The 20,814-nt window shown below is 59.0% G+C and carries 19 protein-coding genes and 3 pseudogenes; 18 read left to right on the top strand and 4 right to left on the bottom strand.

Going from position 1 to position 20,814, the window contains the following annotated elements:
* Nucleotides 1–26: 26 nt before the first annotated feature.
* The 9 genes and pseudogenes from AC1RQ5_RS27380 (at nucleotide 27) to AC1RQ5_RS27340 (ending at nucleotide 7,139) form a co-directional block, all read left to right on the top strand.
* Nucleotides 27–650 carry a TetR family transcriptional regulator gene (locus tag AC1RQ5_RS27380; protein WP_493203226.1) on the top strand — a complete coding sequence of 208 codons (624 nt, stop codon included), beginning with the start codon at nucleotides 27–29 and terminating at the stop codon, nucleotides 648–650.
* Nucleotides 651–656: 6 nt separating this feature from the next.
* Complete coding sequence (locus tag AC1RQ5_RS27375; RefSeq protein ID WP_493190160.1) at nucleotides 657–1,190, top strand: isochorismatase family protein; 534 nt, start codon at nucleotides 657–659, stop codon at nucleotides 1,188–1,190.
* Nucleotides 1,191–1,233: 43 nt separating this feature from the next.
* A complete protein-coding gene (locus AC1RQ5_RS27370) occupies nucleotides 1,234–1,638 on the top strand; it encodes a hypothetical protein (protein WP_493190161.1) in 405 nt (134 codons plus the stop codon).
* Complete coding sequence (locus AC1RQ5_RS27365; RefSeq protein WP_493203595.1) at nucleotides 1,635–2,057, top strand: DsbA family protein; 423 nt, start codon at nucleotides 1,635–1,637, stop codon at nucleotides 2,055–2,057. Before AC1RQ5_RS27370 ends, AC1RQ5_RS27365 begins: the two co-directional genes overlap by 4 nt.
* The gene (locus AC1RQ5_RS27360) at nucleotides 1,982–2,434 is read left to right on the top strand and encodes an AMP-binding protein (protein ID WP_493203223.1); all 453 of its coding nucleotides are present in this window, start codon (nucleotides 1,982–1,984) and stop codon (nucleotides 2,432–2,434) included. Before AC1RQ5_RS27365 ends, AC1RQ5_RS27360 begins: the two co-directional genes overlap by 76 nt.
* Nucleotides 2,344–3,513: an AMP-binding protein gene (locus AC1RQ5_RS27355; protein ID WP_493203221.1), complete on the top strand. Its 1,170-nt coding sequence runs from the start codon at nucleotides 2,344–2,346 to the stop codon at nucleotides 3,511–3,513. Before AC1RQ5_RS27360 ends, AC1RQ5_RS27355 begins: the two co-directional genes overlap by 91 nt.
* A 51-nt stretch (nucleotides 3,514–3,564) precedes the next feature.
* A pseudogene (locus tag AC1RQ5_RS27350) lies at nucleotides 3,565–4,780 on the top strand (ABC transporter substrate-binding protein).
* An 815-nt stretch (nucleotides 4,781–5,595) separates the two neighbouring features.
* Nucleotides 5,596–6,438, top strand: coding sequence for a universal stress protein (locus tag AC1RQ5_RS27345; protein WP_493190152.1), 843 nt, complete (start codon nucleotides 5,596–5,598; stop codon nucleotides 6,436–6,438).
* A gap of 71 nt (nucleotides 6,439–6,509) precedes the next feature.
* Complete coding sequence (locus AC1RQ5_RS27340; RefSeq protein WP_493203218.1) at nucleotides 6,510–7,139, top strand: PepSY domain-containing protein; 630 nt, start codon at nucleotides 6,510–6,512, stop codon at nucleotides 7,137–7,139.
* Between the two features lie 215 nt (nucleotides 7,140–7,354).
* Here AC1RQ5_RS27340 and AC1RQ5_RS27335 read toward each other — a convergent pair whose 3' ends face one another.
* Nucleotides 7,355–7,990, bottom strand: a complete 636-nt coding sequence (locus AC1RQ5_RS27335) for a TetR family transcriptional regulator (RefSeq protein ID WP_493190150.1) — start codon at nucleotides 7,988–7,990, stop codon at nucleotides 7,355–7,357.
* A gap of 236 nt (nucleotides 7,991–8,226) precedes the next feature.
* Between AC1RQ5_RS27335 and AC1RQ5_RS27330 the strand changes: the two genes are divergently transcribed.
* The 5 genes from AC1RQ5_RS27330 to AC1RQ5_RS27310 all read left to right on the top strand — a co-directional run bounded on the left by AC1RQ5_RS27330 (nucleotide 8,227) and on the right by AC1RQ5_RS27310 (nucleotide 14,811).
* Nucleotides 8,227–9,351: an efflux RND transporter periplasmic adaptor subunit gene (locus AC1RQ5_RS27330; protein WP_493190250.1), complete on the top strand. Its 1,125-nt coding sequence runs from the start codon at nucleotides 8,227–8,229 to the stop codon at nucleotides 9,349–9,351.
* A complete protein-coding gene (locus tag AC1RQ5_RS27325; protein WP_493203216.1) occupies nucleotides 9,348–12,500 on the top strand; it encodes an efflux RND transporter permease subunit in 3,153 nt (1,050 codons plus the stop codon). Before AC1RQ5_RS27330 ends, AC1RQ5_RS27325 begins: the two co-directional genes overlap by 4 nt.
* Nucleotides 12,501–12,575: 75 nt before the next feature.
* A complete protein-coding gene (locus AC1RQ5_RS27320; protein ID WP_493203214.1) occupies nucleotides 12,576–13,151 on the top strand; it encodes a hypothetical protein in 576 nt (191 codons plus the stop codon).
* Between the two features lie 420 nt (nucleotides 13,152–13,571).
* Nucleotides 13,572–14,054, top strand: coding sequence for a universal stress protein (locus AC1RQ5_RS27315; RefSeq protein ID WP_493203212.1), 483 nt, complete (start codon nucleotides 13,572–13,574; stop codon nucleotides 14,052–14,054).
* Nucleotides 14,055–14,322: 268 nt separating this feature from the next.
* Complete coding sequence (locus AC1RQ5_RS27310) at nucleotides 14,323–14,811, top strand: MarR family winged helix-turn-helix transcriptional regulator (RefSeq protein WP_493203210.1); 489 nt, start codon at nucleotides 14,323–14,325, stop codon at nucleotides 14,809–14,811.
* A gap of 92 nt (nucleotides 14,812–14,903) precedes the next feature.
* Here AC1RQ5_RS27310 and AC1RQ5_RS27305 read toward each other — a convergent pair whose 3' ends face one another.
* Both AC1RQ5_RS27305 and AC1RQ5_RS27300 read right to left on the bottom strand, forming a co-directional pair.
* Nucleotides 14,904–15,344 (bottom strand): NADPH-dependent F420 reductase, encoded by a 441-nt coding sequence (locus AC1RQ5_RS27305; RefSeq protein ID WP_493203593.1) that lies wholly within the window; start codon nucleotides 15,342–15,344, stop codon nucleotides 14,904–14,906.
* 34 nt (nucleotides 15,345–15,378) lie between these two features.
* Nucleotides 15,379–15,588, bottom strand: a pseudogene (locus AC1RQ5_RS27300) (aspartate aminotransferase family protein); the annotation flags it as partial.
* A gap of 139 nt (nucleotides 15,589–15,727) precedes the next feature.
* Between AC1RQ5_RS27300 and AC1RQ5_RS27295 the strand changes: the two are divergent.
* The 4 genes and pseudogenes from AC1RQ5_RS27295 to AC1RQ5_RS27280 all read left to right on the top strand — a co-directional run bounded on the left by AC1RQ5_RS27295 (nucleotide 15,728) and on the right by AC1RQ5_RS27280 (nucleotide 20,123).
* Nucleotides 15,728–16,318 carry a catalase family protein gene (locus tag AC1RQ5_RS27295; protein ID WP_493203209.1) on the top strand — a complete coding sequence of 197 codons (591 nt, stop codon included), beginning with the start codon at nucleotides 15,728–15,730 and terminating at the stop codon, nucleotides 16,316–16,318.
* Nucleotides 16,319–16,341: 23 nt separating this feature from the next.
* Nucleotides 16,342–16,854 carry a (2Fe-2S)-binding protein gene (locus AC1RQ5_RS27290; protein ID WP_493203208.1) on the top strand — a complete coding sequence of 171 codons (513 nt, stop codon included), beginning with the start codon at nucleotides 16,342–16,344 and terminating at the stop codon, nucleotides 16,852–16,854.
* Nucleotides 16,851–17,864 (top strand): FAD binding domain-containing protein, encoded by a 1,014-nt coding sequence (locus AC1RQ5_RS27285; protein ID WP_493190143.1) that lies wholly within the window; start codon nucleotides 16,851–16,853, stop codon nucleotides 17,862–17,864. The genes AC1RQ5_RS27290 and AC1RQ5_RS27285 overlap by 4 nt, the downstream gene beginning before the upstream one ends.
* A 12-nt stretch (nucleotides 17,865–17,876) precedes the next feature.
* Nucleotides 17,877–20,123 (top strand): annotated as a pseudogene (locus tag AC1RQ5_RS27280) (xanthine dehydrogenase family protein molybdopterin-binding subunit).
* A 312-nt stretch (nucleotides 20,124–20,435) separates the two neighbouring features.
* Here the strand turns inward: AC1RQ5_RS27280 and AC1RQ5_RS27275 are convergent.
* The gene (locus AC1RQ5_RS27275) at nucleotides 20,436–20,813 is read right to left on the bottom strand and encodes a TMEM175 family protein (protein ID WP_493203206.1); all 378 of its coding nucleotides are present in this window, start codon (nucleotides 20,811–20,813) and stop codon (nucleotides 20,436–20,438) included.
* Nucleotide 20,814 lies beyond the last annotated feature (1 nt).

The following is a 20,814-nucleotide window of genomic DNA, read 5'->3' as shown; positions in this document are numbered from 1 at the left end:
GTTATGTCAAGGTTGGACTGGGCCGAATGGCAGAGCAGCGAGAAAATCGAAAGAAGTCGGTAAGCGTTCACAAGCGACTGCTGATCCTCGACGCGGCGAGGGCGATCTTTGCGGAAGAGGGACTTGAGGGCGCGAGCGTTCGCGCCATCGCCAACAGGGCCGGTTACACGCCTGCGGCGTTGTATTTTCATTTTGATTCCAAGGAATCGATCTACGCAGAGGTACTCCAAGCATCTCTTGAGTCACTTGGCCAAGCGGTCGATGTGGCGGTGGCGGCGACACGAGCTCCTAAGCAACGGCTTTTTGCCGCCGCTATGGCGTTCTTCACGTTCTACGCAGAGAACCCGAGAGATCTTGATCTCGGATTTTACCTCTTCCGGGGCGGTATGAAGCCTGCTGGCCTTGGGCCGGACCGTGACGCAGCGCTGAACTCTTCCTTGGAGACTGCTCTTCTCCCCATCGCACAGTCGGCGGAGCAACTCGGGTCGTCGAAGCACAAGGCGAACCTGCTGATGGTGGACTGTTTCGCCCATGCCACGGGCTTGTTGCTGCTTCTGCATACCGGGCGAATTCGGATGTTCAATGCGTCCGCGTCGGAGTTGATGGAACGCTTCGTCAAGGACAAGATCGCGCTTCTGACCGAAGGATGAATGCACATGCTTACGCTCGACGTGGCGAATTCAACCCTCATCATTGTTGATTTCCAAAGCCGCCTGATGCCCGCTATCCATCAGGGCGAAACCGCCGTTAAGAATGCTGGGCGCCTCCTGGACGCGGCGCAGCTTCTGGGCGTTCCGGCGATCTTTACCGAGCAGAATGCAAAAGGGCTGGGTGCTACGGTGCCGGAACTCGATACAGGACGAGGACGCCTGTTCCACAAGCAGTATTTTGATGCTGCCCGCGAGGCGGGTTTTCTCGACCTCGTTCCTCAAGACCGCACAGTGGTGGTTGCTGGCTGTGAGGCTCATGTCTGCGTCCAACAGACCGTCCTCGGCATGATTGACCACGGACGAAGCGTCTCGGTCGTCCGCGACGCTCTCGGCGCTAGGCAATCCGAAAGCAAAGAGACGGCCATCCTGCGTATGGCTTCCAAAGGCGCGGATATAGTGACGACCGAGATGGTTGTCTTTGAATGGCTCCAGACGGCGGAGCACCCTCGTTTTCGCGAGGCGGTTGCACTGATCAAGTGACCGCAGATGACGTGACTACACCGGGACACTGGAGGTTTGTGACATGGCCGAATTTTCACTTTCCGCAGCATTTGACGAACTTATCGCGAGTCCTCAGTTCTGCGCGGATTGCGCCGGGATAAAGCCTGTTAGCCTCTCGGAAAAATCGGCCGCATTACTGGTTTCGTCGCGGGTTGATCTCAGTGACAGGCGTAAGAGCAGGCCGATATTGATGTCGCTTGTGGACCTTGCGATGCGCGCCGCGCTTCTTGCACAAGATCGCTTTCACGAGAGAGCGTTGGCGAGCAGTATCAGGATGGACTTCTTCGACGAGTTGCCGGACGCTCCCGCACTCGTCACATGCTCGGTTGTCGAATGCCATGATCGATATGTTGGACGAATTTCGATCTCTCCGGAAGCGATGCAACAACACGTTTCGTGCGTGGCCACCTGTACATTCATGCGATGAGGCCTGCCGTGATGGAACGGTTTCAGTCTGGCACGTCAAGGATAGAGTTCTGGTTCGATTTTGCGAGCAACTATAGTTATCTTAGCGCCGCTCGTATCGGCGATCTTGCAAGAGCCCAGAGCGTCGTGATCGACTGGAAGCCGTTTCTCCTCGGTCCAATATTCCGATCTCTGGGAATGGAGACGTCACCGTTCGTCTTGCAAAAGGAAAAGGGAGCCTATGTCTGGAAAGGTATGGCTCGCCGCTGCAGTAAATACGGTCTCGCGCCGTGGTCGCAACCGAGCGCATTTCCCAGATCGAGTGTCTTGGCCGCGCGTATAGCGGTTCTGGCGCTCGGGGCTGATTGGATGGAACGGTTTTGCAGGCGGGTGTTTGGCGCGAGCACGCGCTCTTTTGTAAGCGGTTCGCGTCCGCGCTAAGGCGCGGCGGCGTACATCGCGGAGATGTCGTCGCGCTTCTGATGGCCAATACACCGCCGATGCTGGCCGCGCACTTCGCCGTCCCCATGGCTGGAGCGGTCTTAAACACCATCAATACCCGCCTCGAAGCCGAAACCATTGCCTACATCCTCGATCACAGCGATGCAAAAATGCTGATTGTGGATTCGGAATGGTTCGAGGTCGCCCAACGTGCGACGAAGGGTCTTCCGACCCCTCCGGAAATCATCGTGTACGCTGACGCGACCGCCGGCTTCGCGCCTTCCGCATGCACCCGCGATTTCTACGATTCGTCTCTACCGGGAACGAAGCTGATGAAATCGACCGGCCCGTCGACGAGTGGACACCGATCGCGGTGAAGTACACCTCCGGGACTACAGGGCGCCCGAAGGGTGTCGTGTATTCGCACAGGGGTGCCTACTTGTCGGCCGTATCGACGATCGTGAGTTGGGACGTACCAAAAGGAGCCTGCTACCTCTGGACGCTGCCGCTCTTCCACTGCAATGGCTGGTGTATGCCGTGGCTTCTGGCTCTGCAGGGCGGCAAGAGCGTATGCCTGAGGCGTGTCGATCCGGGCGTGATACTGGACCTCATCGTCGATGAGAAGGTGTCGCACTATTGCGGCGCTCCGATCGTGCATGGATTCATCCGCGATGGCGCCCAGGCGAGCGGAGTGGTGTTCGACCCACCGGTCCACGCCCTCATCGGAGGTGCGCCGCCCCCGGCAGCATTGCTGTCCGGAATGGCCGCGGTGGGCGTGACGCTCACCCACATTTACGGTCTCACCGAGACCTACGGTCCGGCCTCGATTTGTGAACCGCAGGATGGCTGGCGCGAATTGGATATAGCGGACCAAGCCCAGCGAAGAGACCGTCAAGGAGTCTCTTACGCTTTACAGGAGAGCCTCACCGTCTTGAACCCTTTGTCGATGGATAAGGTTCGGCACGACGGCGAGACGATCGGCGAGATAATGTTCCGCGGCAACCAGACTATGATGGGATATCTCAAGGATCCGGACGCCACCGACCGGGCCTTCGCCGGCGGCTGGTTCCATACCGGCGATTTGGCGGTGGTCGAGCCCGACAGCTACGCCCGCATCAAGGACCGATCAAAGGACATCATCATCTCCGGCGGCGAGAACATCTCCTCAGTCGAGGTTGAAGACGTCCTCTATTCACATCCATCCGTCCTCGCAGTGGCCGTCGTTGCGATGCCGGACGACAAATGGGGCGAAGTCCCTGTCGCTTTCGTCGAACTTCGGACGGAGGTCGATGAAGCATCCTTGCTTACCCACTGCCGCGCGAAGCTATCCGGCTTCAAGACGCCGAAGCGGGTCGTGGTCCATACCCTGCCGAAGACTTCGACGGGCAAGATTCAGAAGAACGTTCTCCGCGACGCCGTCCGGAGCAACGACATCGACGGACTTCGGACGCCCTGAACGGTCGCCCGGAACTACAGACGTCACAATCAAAAATATCCGAGGGGAAACATGAAACCAACAAGCGCCGCCGCACTACTTCTGAGCGTTGCCTTCTGCACGTCCGCATACGCCGACAAAAAAATTGCAAAGATCGGCGTACTGACCGACCAGTCCGGCCTCTATTCGGACCTCAGCGGTGCAGGCTCCAGCCTCGCCGCGCAGATGGCGGTCGAAGACTCGGGTCTTCTCGCCAAGGGGTGGAAGATTGAGATCCTTTCCGGCGACCATCAGAACAAGCCTGACGTCGCCGTGAACATCACTCGCCAGTGGTTCGATAGGGACAAGCTCAACGTCGTCGCGGACGTTCCGACTTCATCTGTCGGCCTTGCCGTCAACAACATCGTGAGGGAGAAGAACGGCGTCTACCTGAATTCGGGATCGGGAACTTCCGATCTTACGAACGCCCAATGCTCGCCCAACACGATCCATTGGGCCTACGACACCTATCAGCTCGCCAATGGCACCGGCTCTGCGTTGGTGAAGAGCGGCGGTGACACCTGGTTCTTCCTGACCGCAGACTACGCGTTTGGAAGCGCCCTCGAACGCGACACCACGAACGCCGTGACCGCAATGGGCGGCAAGGTGGCCGGCAGCGTACGTACGCCCCTAAACACCGCCGACTTCTCATCGTTCCTTCTGCAGGCTCAATCCTCCAAGGCGAAGGTGATCGGGCTTGCCAACGCGGGGGGGGGGCGATACCGTCACCTCGATCAAGCAGGCGTCCGAATTCGGCATCGTCACCGGGGGACAGAAGCTCGCCGGGCTCCTGATGTTCGTGTCCGACATCCATTCGCTCGGTCTGCAGGTCGCGCAAGGGCTCAATTTGACCGAGACCTTCTACTGGGATCTCAACGACGGTACGCGCGCCTTCTCGAAACGTTTCTAAGAGCGTTCGAAGAACAAGGCGATGCCGACGACAGTCCAAGCCGGAGTGTACTCTTCGCTGATACATTATTTTAAAACTCTCGATGAGATGGGAGGCAATCCGCATGACGGCATTAAGGTCGTCGAGAATATGAAGGCGATTCCGACCGATGATCCGCTGTTCGGCAAAGGCTCCATCCAACCGAACGGTCGCAAGATCCATCCGGCCTACCTGTTTGAAGTTAAGAAGCCTTCGGAGTCAAAGGCGCCTTGGGACTACTACAAACTTGTCGCGACAATTCCTGCCGATCAAGCATTTACTCCACTTGACAAAAGCGGCTGCCCACTTCTGAAAAAATGATCTGCATGTCCGCCGGGTGACCGGCGGACAGCTTTGATGTGAACGTGCGCGGAAATCTTTTTTTTGCTGCCGAGTGCGTCGCGGAGCCGTCGTTCAGAACGGTTCACAATTGCGAAACCTGCGCTTCACACAAAGGGAGGGAGCGAGCGGTCTTGTACCGTAAAGACGACGGGTGTCGGCGTGCTATTTTTAATTCCGCTCATTTTGCATCACACCGAGGCGGACAGGAACCTTCGAGTGGTGTGATCGCGAACTCAACCTAGAGCACCGTGTTGTGCTGCATCTGCGGCATTTCATGAGTATCCCGAAGTTGATGGCCCAAAGCGACCTCATCGTAATCATGCCTTTTTCGGTTGGCGCTTGGTGTGCCGATGCCGGCCGAAGCTATCGCCTCCACCGGTCTCGCCCCCTCGTCGAGCTGAAGCAGCACTGGCGAAGCAGCACTGGCATCAGCAGATGGGGGACAAGTCGGCAAATCGCTGATGCGATCAGTCGTTTCGGACGAGCTTCATAACCGGGATCTAGTGCTCACTAAGTCCGCCGGTTACGCAAATCTGCGCAGCAGATCGGTCCGGATTTTGCAAAATTCTGCTTACTGCCGACCTTAGACATCATTTCTCACGGGCTGCCGCCCTACCACACATCAGAACAAATCGTGACCGCCCAGGCTTGGATTGCCTCGCCTTTCGGGGTGAGCAGCAGCGATAGTTTATGAAATCGCCCACCAAATGTCGGCTCAAGCTATCTACATACGTTTTCGTATGTATATATGTCCTGTGTCGCCGAACGTCTCAACTGGCAAGGTCCGAGCACCCATGGCCGCACAAGCGCAACGAAGGTCTTTCAAGGACATTGTCGTTTTCGTGAATTTCTCCATGAACGGAGAAAGCGAGATCCGCTTTGCCGCGGGCATGGCGACCAACCATCGAGCTCGGCTGCTCGGTATCCACGTCGTCGGCGACCCTCCCCGATGCAACGCGAATGTGCGAGGAAGCGGCGCGATCCAATCGACGATCGAAAATTTTGTGGTGCGGAAACAACGTCTCGCCACCGAGACCGGCAACCGCTTCTTGGATATAGCGTCGCAGTACAACGCCAAAGCTGCGTATCGTGTGGTGTGGAGCGATTCTGACATGAGTCGCCGCATCGTTCTCAATGCATTGCTGGCTGATGTGATCGTCATCGGCAAGGACGCTCCGCACGGGCTCCCGGAAAACTGGCACCCGGAAAAACTCCTGTCTCTCTGTGGCGCGCCGCTTCTGATGGTCCCATCGGAAGCAAAAGCCGAAGCTGTGCCGCAACGAATTACAGTTGCCTGGAATTCTAGCAAGCAAGCCCGACGCGCGATTGCAGATGCGATGCCATTTCTACTGCGAGCGAAATCGGTGGACATTCTGGCGGTGGATCATGACGACGACCAATCAAGCATTGATCTCGCTCTGCATCTGGGAAGACACGGCGTGCGCGCTAAGGTCAAGCAGATCGAAGCACGCGATTTGTCCATCGGTGCGGCGATCGTCTCTGAGACGGACAAATCCAAAACCGATCTCATCGTCATGGGCGCATTCGGCCATACGAAAGCAGTGCGGATGATGTTCGGTGGAATAACGCAAACCATCGTCAATCTCGCAAAGGTACCCGTTCTCATGTCGCGATAGAGGGAAGCGGAGCCCCCAACACAGAAGATATCTTGTGCATCACTCACTGCGGTCACGCAGAAGGATACGTCATGTCTTTTCGCATGCTGACGACGTTGTTAATTCTTCAAATGTTGCTGCCGATCTTAACTCACGCAACGTCTATGTCCACGGCAGAAGCGACTCCTTCGTTGTCCCCGGCACACGAACAAGACACTGCGTTGGCCAGAGAAATCGCCGCCTTCGGCCGCGCCAAAGCATCAGTTGGCGAAAGCATCTTAGCCGTCGAGAAGCATTTATCAGGCGCGCGCGTGGTCGATGTCAGTTTCGATGGGACGCCGGACCAGCCCATCGATCACGTCAAGGCAGTCCACCGCGGAAAGGTCTGGACCGGTGATGTCACTGCATCGAGCGGCGAGCTCGTCGGACTGCGCCCATCGATGTCGGTGGCGACATTGGAGCCGGGTGAAAGGTTGAACATCGCCGATCTTGGGCGCACAGGATTCGGTCTTCCGGACATCGTTGCCATTGCTGAAAAGTCGGCATCCGCGAAAGCTTTCAGCGCGGGCCTCGACAGGACGAGCGGTCAGTTGAAGATCCTCGTGGTCGTCGTTTCCGATGGCTCACTTCTTCAGGTCGCCATCGATCCAGGAGTCAAAAAATCACGACGAAATCAAAGCAGCCCCGTCTCCTATTCGGGGGGGCGTGCGGCTGCTCATTGAGCTTGAAGGCGTGAGCCAAAGTTCGCTGTATCCCCGTTCGCCGCGGCGTTTTCGTCCCAACGCCGCGTTGCGCGCCGACCGATCCGGTGTCCCTTCCGGATCGGTCGGCATTTCAACGTCAAGGTTCTCGCAGAATAGCAGAGGGCTCAGATTCCGATGACGACTTCCCTGGCTCAGCTTCATGTGGACGTCATTGCCTCACCGACCGGACGATTTCATCCCTCATTTTGCTTGCCGCTAATGCGGAACGACGAGCACAATTCCGATACGCAGCGTGGCCAGACTCTGGCGAGATCAAAATCTTGTCCATAGCGTAGCCAGTCCGACCAGAGACCACGGATCATAGAGGCGAACACTTGCGCTGCGATTTCTGGCGTCCACGACAAGTTCAGTGAACCGCCGGTGCGCGCCATTTTGAATATCCGGACGAAGTTTTCGCGCAGTGCCTCGTCCGCAACGCGCTGTCGCTCCAGAGCTTCTTCCATCTCACCGACATACTCGCAACGCACGAGAAGAATCGCATAGACACGGATGAGGCGAGGATCCGTCGTCAGCGATTTGATGCATTCGAGAGCGGTCTGCTCGAGAAATCCGATCGGATCCGGATGCCCGCTGATAGCCACTTGGCTCACCAATTCTTCCTGAGGCAGCCGAACCCGCTCATGCAGCGCTTTGAATAGCGCCACCTTGTCCGCGAAGTGCCAATAAATTGCTCCCCGCGTAACGCCGGCCTCTTCAGCAACCTGATCCAGTGAGGTCTGCATCACGCCATTGGCAAAAAAAACGTGTTCGGCCGCTTCGAGGATTCGCTCCCGAGTTTGTTCCGCTTCCGCCTTGGTCTTCCGGGCCATCACACTAATTCCTGTTTACATACGATCATGAATGTAAGTATATCGCGCTATCATTGGACATTCCAAACAAACCCAGATGGCTGATACCGTTGATGAAACACGATACTTTCCCTCGGTTCGACAATTGCACACGAGCCCTCGCCTCCTTTCCGAACCTAAAGATTTATGCGGGGACGGCACGACATGGGGTGTTTAAATACCTAAAAAGCGTGTCGCTCGTCTATTTGAGCCTTGGCATGGGTCTGGCCGCGATTTCCCCTGCCAGCGGCCAGCCTGCGGCGGCGCCTCCGCCGGCCGTCGGCGTCGTTACGGTCAGCGGCGTCGCGGTCAACGAGACCAGCGAGATCAATGGCAGAGTTCAGGCTCTTGGCCGGGTCGACTTGATGGCACGGGTTACCGGTTTTCTCAACGAGCGCAACTTCGTCGAGGGCGCCGAGGTCAAAAAGGGCGAATTGCTCTTCCGTCTCGAACGGCCACCTTTCGAGGCAGATGCGGAGGCGAAGCGAGCGGCGGTTGCCCAGGCCCAGGCCCAGTTCGACAATGCCAATCTCGCTTTGAATCGTACAAATGCCCTGCTCCCAACGTCCGCGGTAAGCCAAAGCGCCGCTGACAACGCCAATGCCGCGCAGAAGACGGCTGCTGCTCAGCTTCGGCTCGCCAAGGCGCAACTGCAACAGTCCGAAATCAACCTCGACTATACCGACATCCAGTCACCGATTGATGGCCGCATTGGCCGCGCCTCGGTGACGATCGGCAACGTCGTCGGCCCCGCAGCGGGCGCACTGGCGACCGTCGTCAGCCAGGACCCCATGTATGTTACCTTCCCCATCTCGGTGCAGCGGCTTCAGCAACTCTATCAGCGGATCGACCGCGAAGGCGGCTTCGATGCGGTGCGGCTTCGCCTGAAGTTGCCGAACGGCGAATTTTACGAGCAGAACGGAAAACTTGAATTCGTCGATATCAACGTCGCGCGCGACACCGACTCGATCACCATGCGCGGCACGATCCCGAACCCGGCCTTGCCTAGCGGCAGGCGCGAACTTACGAACGACCAGTTAGTTCGTGTCGTTCTGGAATCGGTTCGGGCAAGCCAAGTGCTTGCCATCCCACGCGCCGCCGTACTGACCGACCAACAGGGCGATTACGTCTATGTCGTCGGCTCGGGAGATATAGCCCAGCAGCGCCGTATCAAACGCGGTCAATCCACCGCACTGACCGCCACCATTCTGGAAGGCCTGGTTGCGGGCGAGCGCGTCATTGCGGAAGGGATCCAACGCGCGCGTCCCAATCTGCGCGTCACGCCAGAGCAAATTGCCACTCCGGCCTCTGCGTCGCAGACAGATGGAAAGGCCGCAAAGTGATCTCCAAGACTTTCATTGATCGACCGCGTCTGGCAATCGTTATCGCCATTGTGATGACCCTTGCTGGCGGCCTCGCATTGCTGCGGATTCCCGTGGCGCAGTTGCCCGATATCGTTCCGCCACAGGTCGAAGTCACCGCCATGTATCCCGGCGCCTCAGCCGAAGTGCTGGAAGCGACCGTTGCCCAACCTATCGAGTCCAAGGTGGTCGGCGTCGACAAGATGCTCTACATGAAGAGCAGCAGTGGCAATGACGGCACCTACACACTAACCGTCAGCTTCAGTCTCGGCACCGACGCCGACATCAACACGGTCAACGTCAACAACCGGGTCCAGACAGCGCTGTCGCAACTCCCTGCCGAAGTTCGAGCGCTCGGCCTGACCGTTCGCAAGAAATCTTCCTCGATCCTGCAGTTCGTCAGCATCTACAGCCCCGAACAGAAGTTCGACTCGCTGTTCATGACCAACTACGCGATCATCAACGTTATGGACGAATTGTCCCGCACGCCCGGCGTCGGACAAGCCATGCTGTTCGGCCGCATGAATTATTCGATGCGGATCTGGTTCGACATCGACCGGCTTTCGAGCCTCGGTCTGGCGCCGTCCGACGTGGTGCGTGCGGTCAGTGCGCAGAATACGCAAGCTGCGGTTGGGCGTATCGGAGCCCGGCCCGTTCCGGACGATCAGAAGTTCCAGATGAACCTGCAGACCCAGGGGCGGCTGACCACACCTGAGGAATTTGGCGCGGTCATCTTGCGCGCCAATCCGGACGGGTCGACCCTGCGTGTGAGCGACGTCGCACGCCTCGAACTCGGGGCACAGAACGAAGATGCCGAGGCGCGGCTCGATGGCAGTCCGGCCATTGGCATAGGCATGTTCCTCGCACCAGGCGCAAACGCGCTGACGACCGCTGCGGCGGTGAACGCAAAGGTCAAAGCTCTGCAGAGCCGATTTCCCGACGGGATGAAAGCCGGCGTGATGTATGACTCGACCGATTTCGTTCACAACACGATCGAAGCAGTCATCCATACGCTGGTAGAAGCTTTTATCCTGGTCGCCATCGTCGTTTTCATCTTTCTCGGAAATCTACGCGCCACCGTCATCCCGATCGTCGCCGTTCCCGTCAGTCTGATCGGAACTTTCGCGCTGCTGCTGGCGCTGGGCTATTCGGCGAACACTGTGTCGCTGCTCGCTCTGGTTCTGGCGATCGGCATCGTGGTGGACGACGCGATCGTGGTGGTGGAAAACGTCGAACGCGTTATGGAAGAAGAACCGGATCTTTCGCCAAGCGACGCTACCAAGAAAGCGATGTCGCAGGTGACCGCACCGATCATCGCAATCACGCTGGTCTTGTTATCCGTCTTCGTTCCGATCGGGTTCATCCCCGGTATCTCCGGTGAACTCTTTCGGCAGTTTGCGGTCACCATCAGCGTCTCCATGCTGATTTCAGCCATCAATGCATTGACGCTGTCGCCCGCTTTGTGTGCGGTCGTTCTCCGCCACGGTGGCCCGAAGCGCGGCGTGATGGGATGGATAAGCAACCGTATCGACGGCTTGCGCGATGGCTACGCACGGATCGTCGGAAAGACGCTTCGTTTGTCCGTGATGTCGATCGTCATCGTGATCGGCAGCGGGCTAGGTATCGTCGGCCTCAGAGCCATCACGCCGACCGGCTTCCTTCCCGAAGAAGATCAGGGGGCTTTCTTCGTCAATGTGCAACTTCCCGATGCCGCCTCGGTGTCGCGAACGAGCGAAGTGGTGAAAGAAGTCGAGCAAACCGTCCAGAAGATGCCGCAGGTCGCCAATGTGATCTCGATCATCGGCTTCTCGTTGCTCGACAATTATTCGGCCAGCAACAATGCATTCCTGATCGTCAAACTGAAGCCCTTTGCCGAGCGGAAAGCGGTCGCGGACAAGGTGCAAACACTGGTCGGCCAGACCTTTGTGGCTGTGCAAAAGATCCGCTCGGCAATGATCCTTCCGTTCAACCTACCAGCGGTCGTCGGTCTCTCGACCAGTGGCGGCTTCGAATACATGCTTGAGTCGCTGGAGGGCGCCGATCCCACGACCCTGGGTGCGGTCACCAATGCGCTGCTCGACAAGGCCAACCAAGACCAGCGGCTGACCCGAGTCTTCAGCACCTACGGAGCAAGTTCGCCCTCCCTGTTCCTTGATATTGACCGCGAAAAGGCCCAGCAACTGGGCATCGGGATCAACGAAATCTTCTCGACCCTTCAGAGCACTTTAGGGGGTCTCTATATCAACGATTTCAACCTCTTCGGACGAACCTGGCAGGTCAATCTCCAGGGTGACGCCTCTGGACGACGAGATATCCCGGCGCTGTGGGACATCTACGTCCGGAACGCCAACGGCGGCATGGTCGCTCTGCAATCGATCGCCAGCTTGCGAACGATCACGGGCCCCGCGGTCATCACGCGATACAACAACTACCGGGCCGTGACGATCAATGGCTCCCCTGCTCCCGGCGTTTCGACCGGCGAAGCCGTCAACGCCATGGCGGAGATATCCGCCGGCGCGTTGCCGCAGGGCTTCAGTTACGAATGGACGGGAACGGCCTATCAGGAGCAGCAAGCGCAAGGACAGACGACAGTCATTCTCGGATTGGCATTGCTGTTCGCATACCTGTTCCTCGTCGCGCTCTACGAAAGTTGGGTGATCCCAGTTCCCGTTTTGCTGTCGGTCTCCATCGGCGTGCTCGGCGCATTCGCGGGTCTCGTCGTTGCGCGCGTGAGTCTCGACCTCTACGCCCAGATAGGCCTGGTCGTGTTGATCGCCTTGGCCGCCAAGAATGGCATCTTAATCATCGAATTCGCGAAGGAACAACGCGAAGCCGGCTTGAGCATCCGAGACGCAGCAACACAGGGAGCAAAGCTGCGCTTCCGGGCTGTTATGATGACCTCGATCGCTTTCATCCTTGGATTGGTCCCACTGGTTTGGGCGGACGGTGCCTCGATGCTCGCACGGCGCAACGTCAGCACGCCGGTGTTTGTAGGCATGATCGCCGCGAGTTCTCTCGGCATCTTCCTGATTCCGATGCTCTACGTCACTTTCCAATCGATGCGCGAAAGGCTGAAGGCGAAGTTCAGCCGGAATCCGCATAACGGGGCCACAAACCATCATCATGGATGAAGACCGTAAGGAGAATAGCCGTTGAGTACATCCTCAGATCGCCGCGGGTGGAAGCGCACCGCGGGCATCGGCAGAATGACAAGTGTGCTGATCGTTGCGCATCGACGGGACCACGCGTCTCGTTTTCAAGGAAAGAGCGACTGGATCCGGTTTGCTACCCTCGGCGGCATTCTGCTCTCTTTCAGCACCTTGGCTTTTGCCGTGGCGATCTCCGGCGATCCAATCGCCAGAGAGTTTCCTGGCGGGTCGGCAATCCTCGCAGGCATGACGATCATAATCTTCACAATCAAGATCGCGAGGCGACGACTATACCTAGATTGGATCCTCAGCGGAATGACCGTGGTCTGTGTTGGATACGCTCAGGCAATTCTTTATGCACACGGCGGCCAATGGCTTTTGCTTTTTTGCCTATCCCTGCTTGTCTCCGGCGTGTCACGTGTTTGGATAGGCCTTACGATTCCTGAGACATCGGGCCGCTGGCTGCGATGCTCCGGCTATGTTGCGATGATTGGCGCCGGCTTCCTGTTCATCGGAAGTCTTCTTGAGCTCCCTGTCCAGCCGCCCTCGATCGTCGCAGTCGACCTTCTCTTTCACGGCGTGGCTATCGCTGGCTACGGCCGTTCACTATTGGACGGCAGACCAGACAGTTGAAATCGCACGCTGAAACGGTCAGCTACCAAGATGAATTTTGTTCAGCACAACGAGAAGATTGGCCGCTCTATGGCTTGGAAATCCATCGCAGTCTTTGTCAGATCTAAACCTGTTCCCGACGCTTCGCTACTTTACGCCGTAAATCTTGCATTCCGCCACTCGGCTCACCTGACGGGATTGTACGTTGTGCCGTCCGTGGACGGATGGCCATCCGGCGGACTCATTTGTCCGAGGGCGGAGCGCCATTCAAGGCGTGATTGAGCCAGGGCGGACGAGCAAATCGCGATCAAAGCTGGGCTCCATGCATTCGGCGTTGCGACAGCGACCCAAGACCTCAGAAGCGATTTTCGCATCATAAAACAACAGAACTCTCGTCAGGAGGTGCTCTTAAGCTCACTACACTTTGATCTGGTCATCGTTATGGCCGCTTCTGCTGGCGGGCTATCGGTTGAAGTATCTACGGAAGCGCTGCTGGCCACGGGCATTCCCATTCTGATCATTCCTGAAAACTGGAGCGCTGATCGGATTGCTCGCAACGTTATGGTCGGCTGGAACGCGAGTCCGCCATCGCGGCGTGCCGTATCTGACGCGATACCTCTGCTAAAAGCTGCAACCTCTGTCGCTCTCGTTGTTGTTGATGGGCAGAAGAATGACCGACACGGTGAGGAACCAGGTGCAGATCTCGCTCGACACCTTGTACGCCATGGCATTGAGATTACGGTCGATCAGATCGCATCTCAGGGCTCGATTGAAGACACACTTATCGCGCACGCGCTCGGCCGAAATATCGATCTTATCGTGATAGGCGCATACAGTCACAGCAGGACCGGTGAAATGATCTTTGGCGGGGTGACCCGCTCTCTTACCAGAATGGTATCATTTCCGACGTTTATCGCGCATTGAGACCTTCCTGAATTGTTCAATCGTAAATTTCGCGCTCGCGGAGGTTCATCGGCGCGATACTCGATCATTCATCTTCTTATGGTGTCCTAACGTCTGAAATACGTGTGAAGAGCAACACAGGTTTTCTAGCGCGGCTTCCTTTTGCCGCGCGGACGATGAATAGTTCCACCAATGCAACGTCGCGATCCGCTCAAACGCTCACTATTATTGGTCTCAAGTAAGCTGCATGTTTTGTAGTGAGCACACCGACCAAAATTGCAGAGGGTGAATGGAAGGACCGATGGGGAATGAGTTAGACTTCGATCGCCACGATCAGTTGCTGTGGCGTGTTACCGCCATAAATTCGTACATGTCGCAGATCTTGGGAACCCTCGCCGAGCAGGCAAATGTCAGCACGCCCCAGTGCATGATCCTTCTAATACTTGAAAGATCAATGTCCGGGCGAGGTCTCTCTATAAAGGAGATCGCCGCACTTCTGAGAGTTGACTCGTCGTTTGTGTCAGCACAGGCGCGACTTCTGGAACATGACGGATTGATAATCAGAGAAACTCTAGCTACCGATCGCCGTGTGGTCGTTATCTCATTGACCCAGGAGGGCAAGAAACGCTTGATGTCTGCGTTACAAAATTTAGGTCGCCTACACCATTTTTTGCAAGATGGCCTCGGGGCCAGTGCCACCGATGATTTGCTTGATGGGCTCAAAGCTCTCCAGGAACGATTAAGTAAGGCCTCAATCCTCGCATCGATCAATCGCTAGATCATTCTTTGACGTCAGCTCAATCTGATCGATCGTCTGCCATTGCGCCCGGCAGGTCGGCCCCATGATATGGAGCCGACACACATTCCTTATTAATGAACCAATCGAAAGCCAATGTCAGGACCGTGTCCCTGAACGAGACCGAGCTTGATCGTCAGAAGCGAAAAAGGCTCCAGCAGTCGCGCAAATTCGAGTGGGCCGACATCGACCGGATCGAAGCCGATCGCAGCCACAAGATCGAGCACTGTCCGTTTTGCCGCGGCGTCATCGCCGGCCACCAGTCCGGACAATTGCTGACCGTTTGCTTCGCCGTTTGCCATGGTGTTCGCGAAGGTCGTGTTAAACGCCTTGATCACGTTTGCCGCCGGGATCTTTGCCTGCAGCAATTCTGCACCACTGGTGTTGAAGCCGACAGCAAGGCTGTATTCAGGTGTCAGTGCGTTGGTCGCGTCGATAACGATCTTGCCATCCAGGCCGCTGCCGAGATGGGACAGCGCTGTGTCGATCTCGGCGAAGGGTACCGCCAGAATCACCAAGTCAGCAAATTCCGCAGCATTCCGGACTTCCCTTTTCGCGGCCATAACCGACATTGACGCAATAGAGTTCGGCAAAGGCGTCGAGACTGCGGCGTCCCTTGTCGTCGATCACGAAGACACCTTCTCCGGTGGTGATCGTGCGTGCGGGCGACTCGCCGCGAGCGTGCATCCCCATATGGGTGGACGGATGAAAGAAATGGTCGCGGTCCCAAGCCGGGAGATCATTGTCTTGTGGCGACATGCCCTCGAACGCAGACTGGATATGGGAGCCCGCGCATGAGCCAGCTGTCCCCCACCGCGCGTCCGGCTTTCTCAGCGACGCCAAGAAGATCGGGGCGGCGACGCCGATGCCCGAGGGCGTAAAGAGCGCGGTGTCGTCGATGGCGCGCAACTTCAACAACGTGCTGGGCCTGTTCAACACCGCTTATGCCAAGGCGGACTTCTTCGGCCACCCGTTTAGCCACCCGATCGGCGACGACTACTTCAGTCAGGCACCGGTGCGTTATGGCGACTATGTCGCGAAGCTCGGTGCCGTGCCAGCGTCGCAGGCGCAGGACGCGCTCCGCCAGTGGCAGCTCGATCCGCATGAAGACGAGGACGGCTTCCGCCATGCCGCGACCGATTACTTCCGCGACCATGAGGCGGTGTTTGAGCTGAAGGTGCAGCTCTGGGCGAACGCGGAGACGCAGCCGATCGAGGACGCCTCGGTCGAGTGGCCTTCACAAGACAGCCAGTACCGCACCGTCGCCACGGTCCGCATCCCTGCGCAGGAGGCGTACAGCCCGGCGCGCGTGCGCTACTTCGACGAGGTGATGACCTTTCGTCCCGCGCATAGCCTGGCCGCGCATCGGCCGCTCGGATCGGTGATGAGGGCGCGGCTGCAGGTGTATCGTGCGCTGTCCGCCTTTCGCCACCGCGAGAACGGGGTCGCCGAGGAAAACACCGCCGACATCGCCGCCATCCCGGCCTAACGCAAAACATGAAGGCGCCGATCATGCCGACAGCCGTCAACTCCGCCACATACGCCGCCGTGCCGATCGGCACGGTGCCAACCACGCTGACGATTAACGGTGAGACGCGCACCCGCGCGATCGAGCCCTGGACGACGTTGCTCGACCTGCTGCGAGAAGGCGAAGATCTGATCGGCACCAAGAAGGGCTGCGACCACGGTCAGTGCGGCGCATGCACCGTGCTGTTCGACGGGCGACGCATTAATTCGTGCCTCAAGCTGGCGGTGACGCTGGACGGGGCGGACATCACGACGATCGAGGGGCTAGGCCAGCCGGGCGACCTCCATCCGCTGCAATCCGCCTTCTGCGACCACGACGCGTTCCAGTGCGGTTATTGCACGCCTGGCCAGATTTGCTCGGCGCAGGGCCTCATCAATGAAGGCAAGGCTAAAACCCGCGAGGAGGTCCGCGAGCTGATGAGCGGCAATCTGTGCCGGTGCGGCGCCTATTCGAACATCGTCGATGCGGTGCTCGACGTGATCGGAGAAAAGGCATGAACCGCTTCGACTATGCCCGCCCGACCAGCGTCGCCGAAGCGGTGCAGGCGGGTGCCGGCGAGCAGGTCCGCTACCTCGCAGGTGGAACGAACCTGATCGATCTCATGAAGGAGAACGTCGATCAACCGACGACGGTAATCGACATCAACCGCCTGCCGCTGGACGCGATTGAGGAGCTGGACGGCGGCGGGCTGCGGCTGGGCGCGCTTGTGCCGAACGCCGATACGGCGTGGGACGCGCGCGTCGAGCAGCGGTATCCGTTGCTGTCCTCAGCGATCCTGGCGGGGGCGAGTCCACAGTTGCGCAACGCCGCGACCAATGGCGGCAACCTCAACCAGCGCACACGCTGCTACTATTTCTACGACGTCGCCACGCCCTGCAACAAGCGCGAGCCGGGCTCCGGCTGCGGCGCGATCGGCGGTGTCAATCGCATCCACGCGATCCTGGGCGCGAGCGACCAGTGCATCGCCACGCACCCTTCGGACATGTGCGTCGCGCTGGTGGTGCTCGATGCGACCGTCCAGGTGACCGGTCCGGAAGGAGACCGCGCAATCCCGATTGCCGATTATCATCGGCTACCCGGCGACGAGCCGTGGCGCGACAACACGCTGAAGCCAGGCGAATTGGTGACGGGCATCGACCTGCCGGCCGAGGATTTCACCAAGAACTACACCTACCTGAAGCTGCGCGATCGTCTGTCCTATGCCTTCGCGCTGGTGTCGATAGCCGTCGTGATGCGGGTCGAAGACGGCACGATCGCTGAAGCGCGGGTGGCGCTCGGCGGCGTTGCGCACAAGCCATGGCGCAGCACGGAAGCTGAGAAACTGCTGAAGGGCCAGCAGCCGTCGCCGCAGGCGTTCGGCGCCTTCGCGGACGCCCTGCTCGCCGGGGCGGTCGGTCAGGGCGAGAACGACTTCAAGATCCTGCTCGCGCGCAAGGGGATCATCCGTGCGCTGAAGCAGGCCGCCGAGGCCACCCCGCAATCGCAGACCGACAAGCGCGTCGCGTAAGGAACAGACATCATGGCTACCGCAGCGAAAATCGGAATCGGCAGCGCGATCAACCGCGTCGACGGGGTCGAGAAGGTCACCGGCACGGCGCGCTACGCCGCCGAGCATCCGGTGGAGAACCTGCTGTCTGGCTACATCGTCGAGGCCGCGATCGCCAAAGGGCGGATCGTCAGTATCGATGAGGAAGCCGCGCGCGCCGTGCCCGGCGTCGTCGAGGTTATCACCCACCTCAACCGGCCGCACGTCGCCTGGACCGACCACAGCTACCAGGACGAGCTGAAAATCCCTGGTTCGCCGTTTCGTCCGCTTTACGATGATCGCATCCAGTTCAGCCAGCAGCCCATCGCGCTGGTGATGGCCGAGACGTTCGAGGCAGCGCGCTACGCCGCCAGCGTGGTCGAGGTCGCCTACGAGGCAGAGGCGCACAATACCGACTTCGAGGTTGCGGTCGGCGATAAGTACGTGCCGAAGAAAAAGCGCAGCGGCTACATGGCGCCGAAAAACCGCGGAGACGCGGCGCAGGCGTTCGCGGACGCTCCGCTGAAGGTGTCCGGCGACTACCGGCTCGCGCCGGAGCACCACAATCCGATGGAGATGTTCGCATCCACCGTCGAGTGGCACGGTGACGGCAGCATCACCGTCCACGACAAGACGCAGGGGTCTTAGGTCGTGCAGGCCTATCTCTCCAGCGTTTTCGGCTTCTCCAAGAAGAAGGTGCGCGTCCTCAACCCGTATGTCGGCGGCGGATTCGGGTCGGGCCTGCGGCCCCAGCATCAGGTGTTTCTGGCGGTACTCGCCGCCAAGATGCTGGAACGCTCGGTCCGAGTGACGATGACCCGCAATCAGATGTTCAGCCACGCCTATCGCCCCCAAGCGATTCAGAGCATCGCGCTGGGCGCGGAGACGACCGGTAAGCTCACCGCGATCCGCAACGAGGCGACCACCTCCACCTCGCGCTACGAAGACAATATGGAGAACGTCGTCACCTGGGGGCTGATGAACTACGACTGCCCGAATGCCGACGCAGAATATACCGTCGCGCAGGTCGATACCGCGACCTCGGCGGACATGCGCGCACCGGGGGCGGCGACCGGCATGACGCTGTTCGAGATGGCGATCGACGAGATGGCCTATGAGGCCAAGGTCGATCCGCTCGAGTTCCGGCTCGTGAACTACTCGCCCATCGATGCGATGAATGGCACGCCCTACACCAGCAAGGCGTTGCGAGAGGCGTTTCGCGAAGGGGCCGAGGCGTTCGGATGGAGCGAGCGCTCGGCCGAGCCGCGTTCGATGCGCGATGGCAAGGAGCTGGTCGGCTGGGGCTGCGCGACCGGCATGTGGGACGCGCAATTCTCCAAGACGTCTGCGAGCGCGAAGCTCACGGCCAACGGACATTTGGAAGTAGCGTGCGCGACGTCGGACATCGGCACCGGCAGCTACACGGTGATGACCTTGGTCGCCGCAGAGACGCTCGGCCTGCCGCCCGAGCAGATCACCGCCAAGCTGGGCGACTCAGACCTGCCGACCGCCCCGGTCGAAGGTGGATCGTGGGGGGCGGCATCGACCGGTGCGGCGGTACAGCTCGCTTGCCAGGCGCTCGGCAAGAAGCTTTTGAAGGCGGCCGGCAAGATTGCCGGTGAACCGCTGAGCGGAGCGAAGATAGACGACGTGCTGTTCGAGGACGGCTGCATGGTGCTGAAGGACACGCCGACGGTCCGGGTGCCGTTCGGCGATGCGATGCGTGCCGCTGACTTGACGGCCATCGAAGAGGAAGCAACCGCTGCGCCCGGGTTCGGCGACATGTGGAAGGGTCTGCACAAGTCCAAGAACACCCACAGCGCCATCTTCGCAGAAGTAAAGGTCGACGAGGAATTGGGCGTGATACGCGTCACTCGCATCGTCGATGCGGTGGCCGCTGGCCGCATCATCAACCCGAAAACCGCGCGCAGCCAAATCATTGGCGGCGTGGTGATGGGCATGGGTATGGCGCTCCACGAGGAAACCTTTTCCGACCACCGGCTAGGTCGCTGGATGAACCACAACTTCGGCGAATACCATGTGCCCGTGCACGCCGACATTCACGATACCCAGGTGATCTTCGTCGATGAACCCGATTCCGAAGTGACCCCGCTCGGGGTCAAAGGCCTTGGCGAAATAGGCATCGTCGGCACCGCTGCCGCGATTGCTAACGCGATCTATCACGCGACCGGTAAGCGGGTGCGGTCCCTGCCGATCACGATCGATAAGATCCTGGATTGATTAGCCGATGTGAGCATCCGCCGTGCCGGGTCTATAGCCGGTCTCAGCCATTCTCCGGTTTTTGGCCAGGCTTGTAGCTGGGCTTTGCTGGCGGAACGATATAGCTCAACGTAACGATCCCCGCGACGATCAGTCCAGCACGCCAATTCCAGAATGCCAAGACGAACGCTGCCCAATAGGCTCCGGCAGTGACGGCGAATTTGAGAGTTGTCCGCCTGAGGTAGGCGTCCGTCAGGCGCGGGTCTGGAAGCCCCCTCGCGGTTGCATAGACCCAACGCACGAACCACCACGTCGCCGGCGCCGCTGCCACGCCTAGATAGGCCAAAACGCGGTCTTGCTTTCCGCGTCACCGCCGAGATGCTCGATGAGCGGCCGCGCAGGAAATGGCGTGATGCTGACAGCGGCGAGAAAGCCGATGCTCAGCAGATTGTAGCCATGATCGGTTTTTTGCAGAAGCTTGCCGGTTAAGTGGCTGGAAGCCCAGTAAAGGCCGATCAGGATCACGCTAAGGGCGTAGGCCGCATATTCCGGTGCCAGCTTTAGGTATGCCGCTGCTAGGTCGCCGTCAGTCGGCTCTGGTGCGTGTAGTTCGGTCACCGGGAGGGTGATGGCAATTGCCAGCACCGCGTCCATGAACGCCTCGAGGCGATCCGATTTGCGTTCGGTTGCTTTAAGAGAGGATATCGCCATT

The sequence above is a fragment of the Tardiphaga sp. GW821-FHT12E02 genome (genome assembly GCF_058807155.1).
Note: the sequence above shows the minus strand (reverse complement) of the source record. Positions and strands in the feature narration are given on the sequence as shown.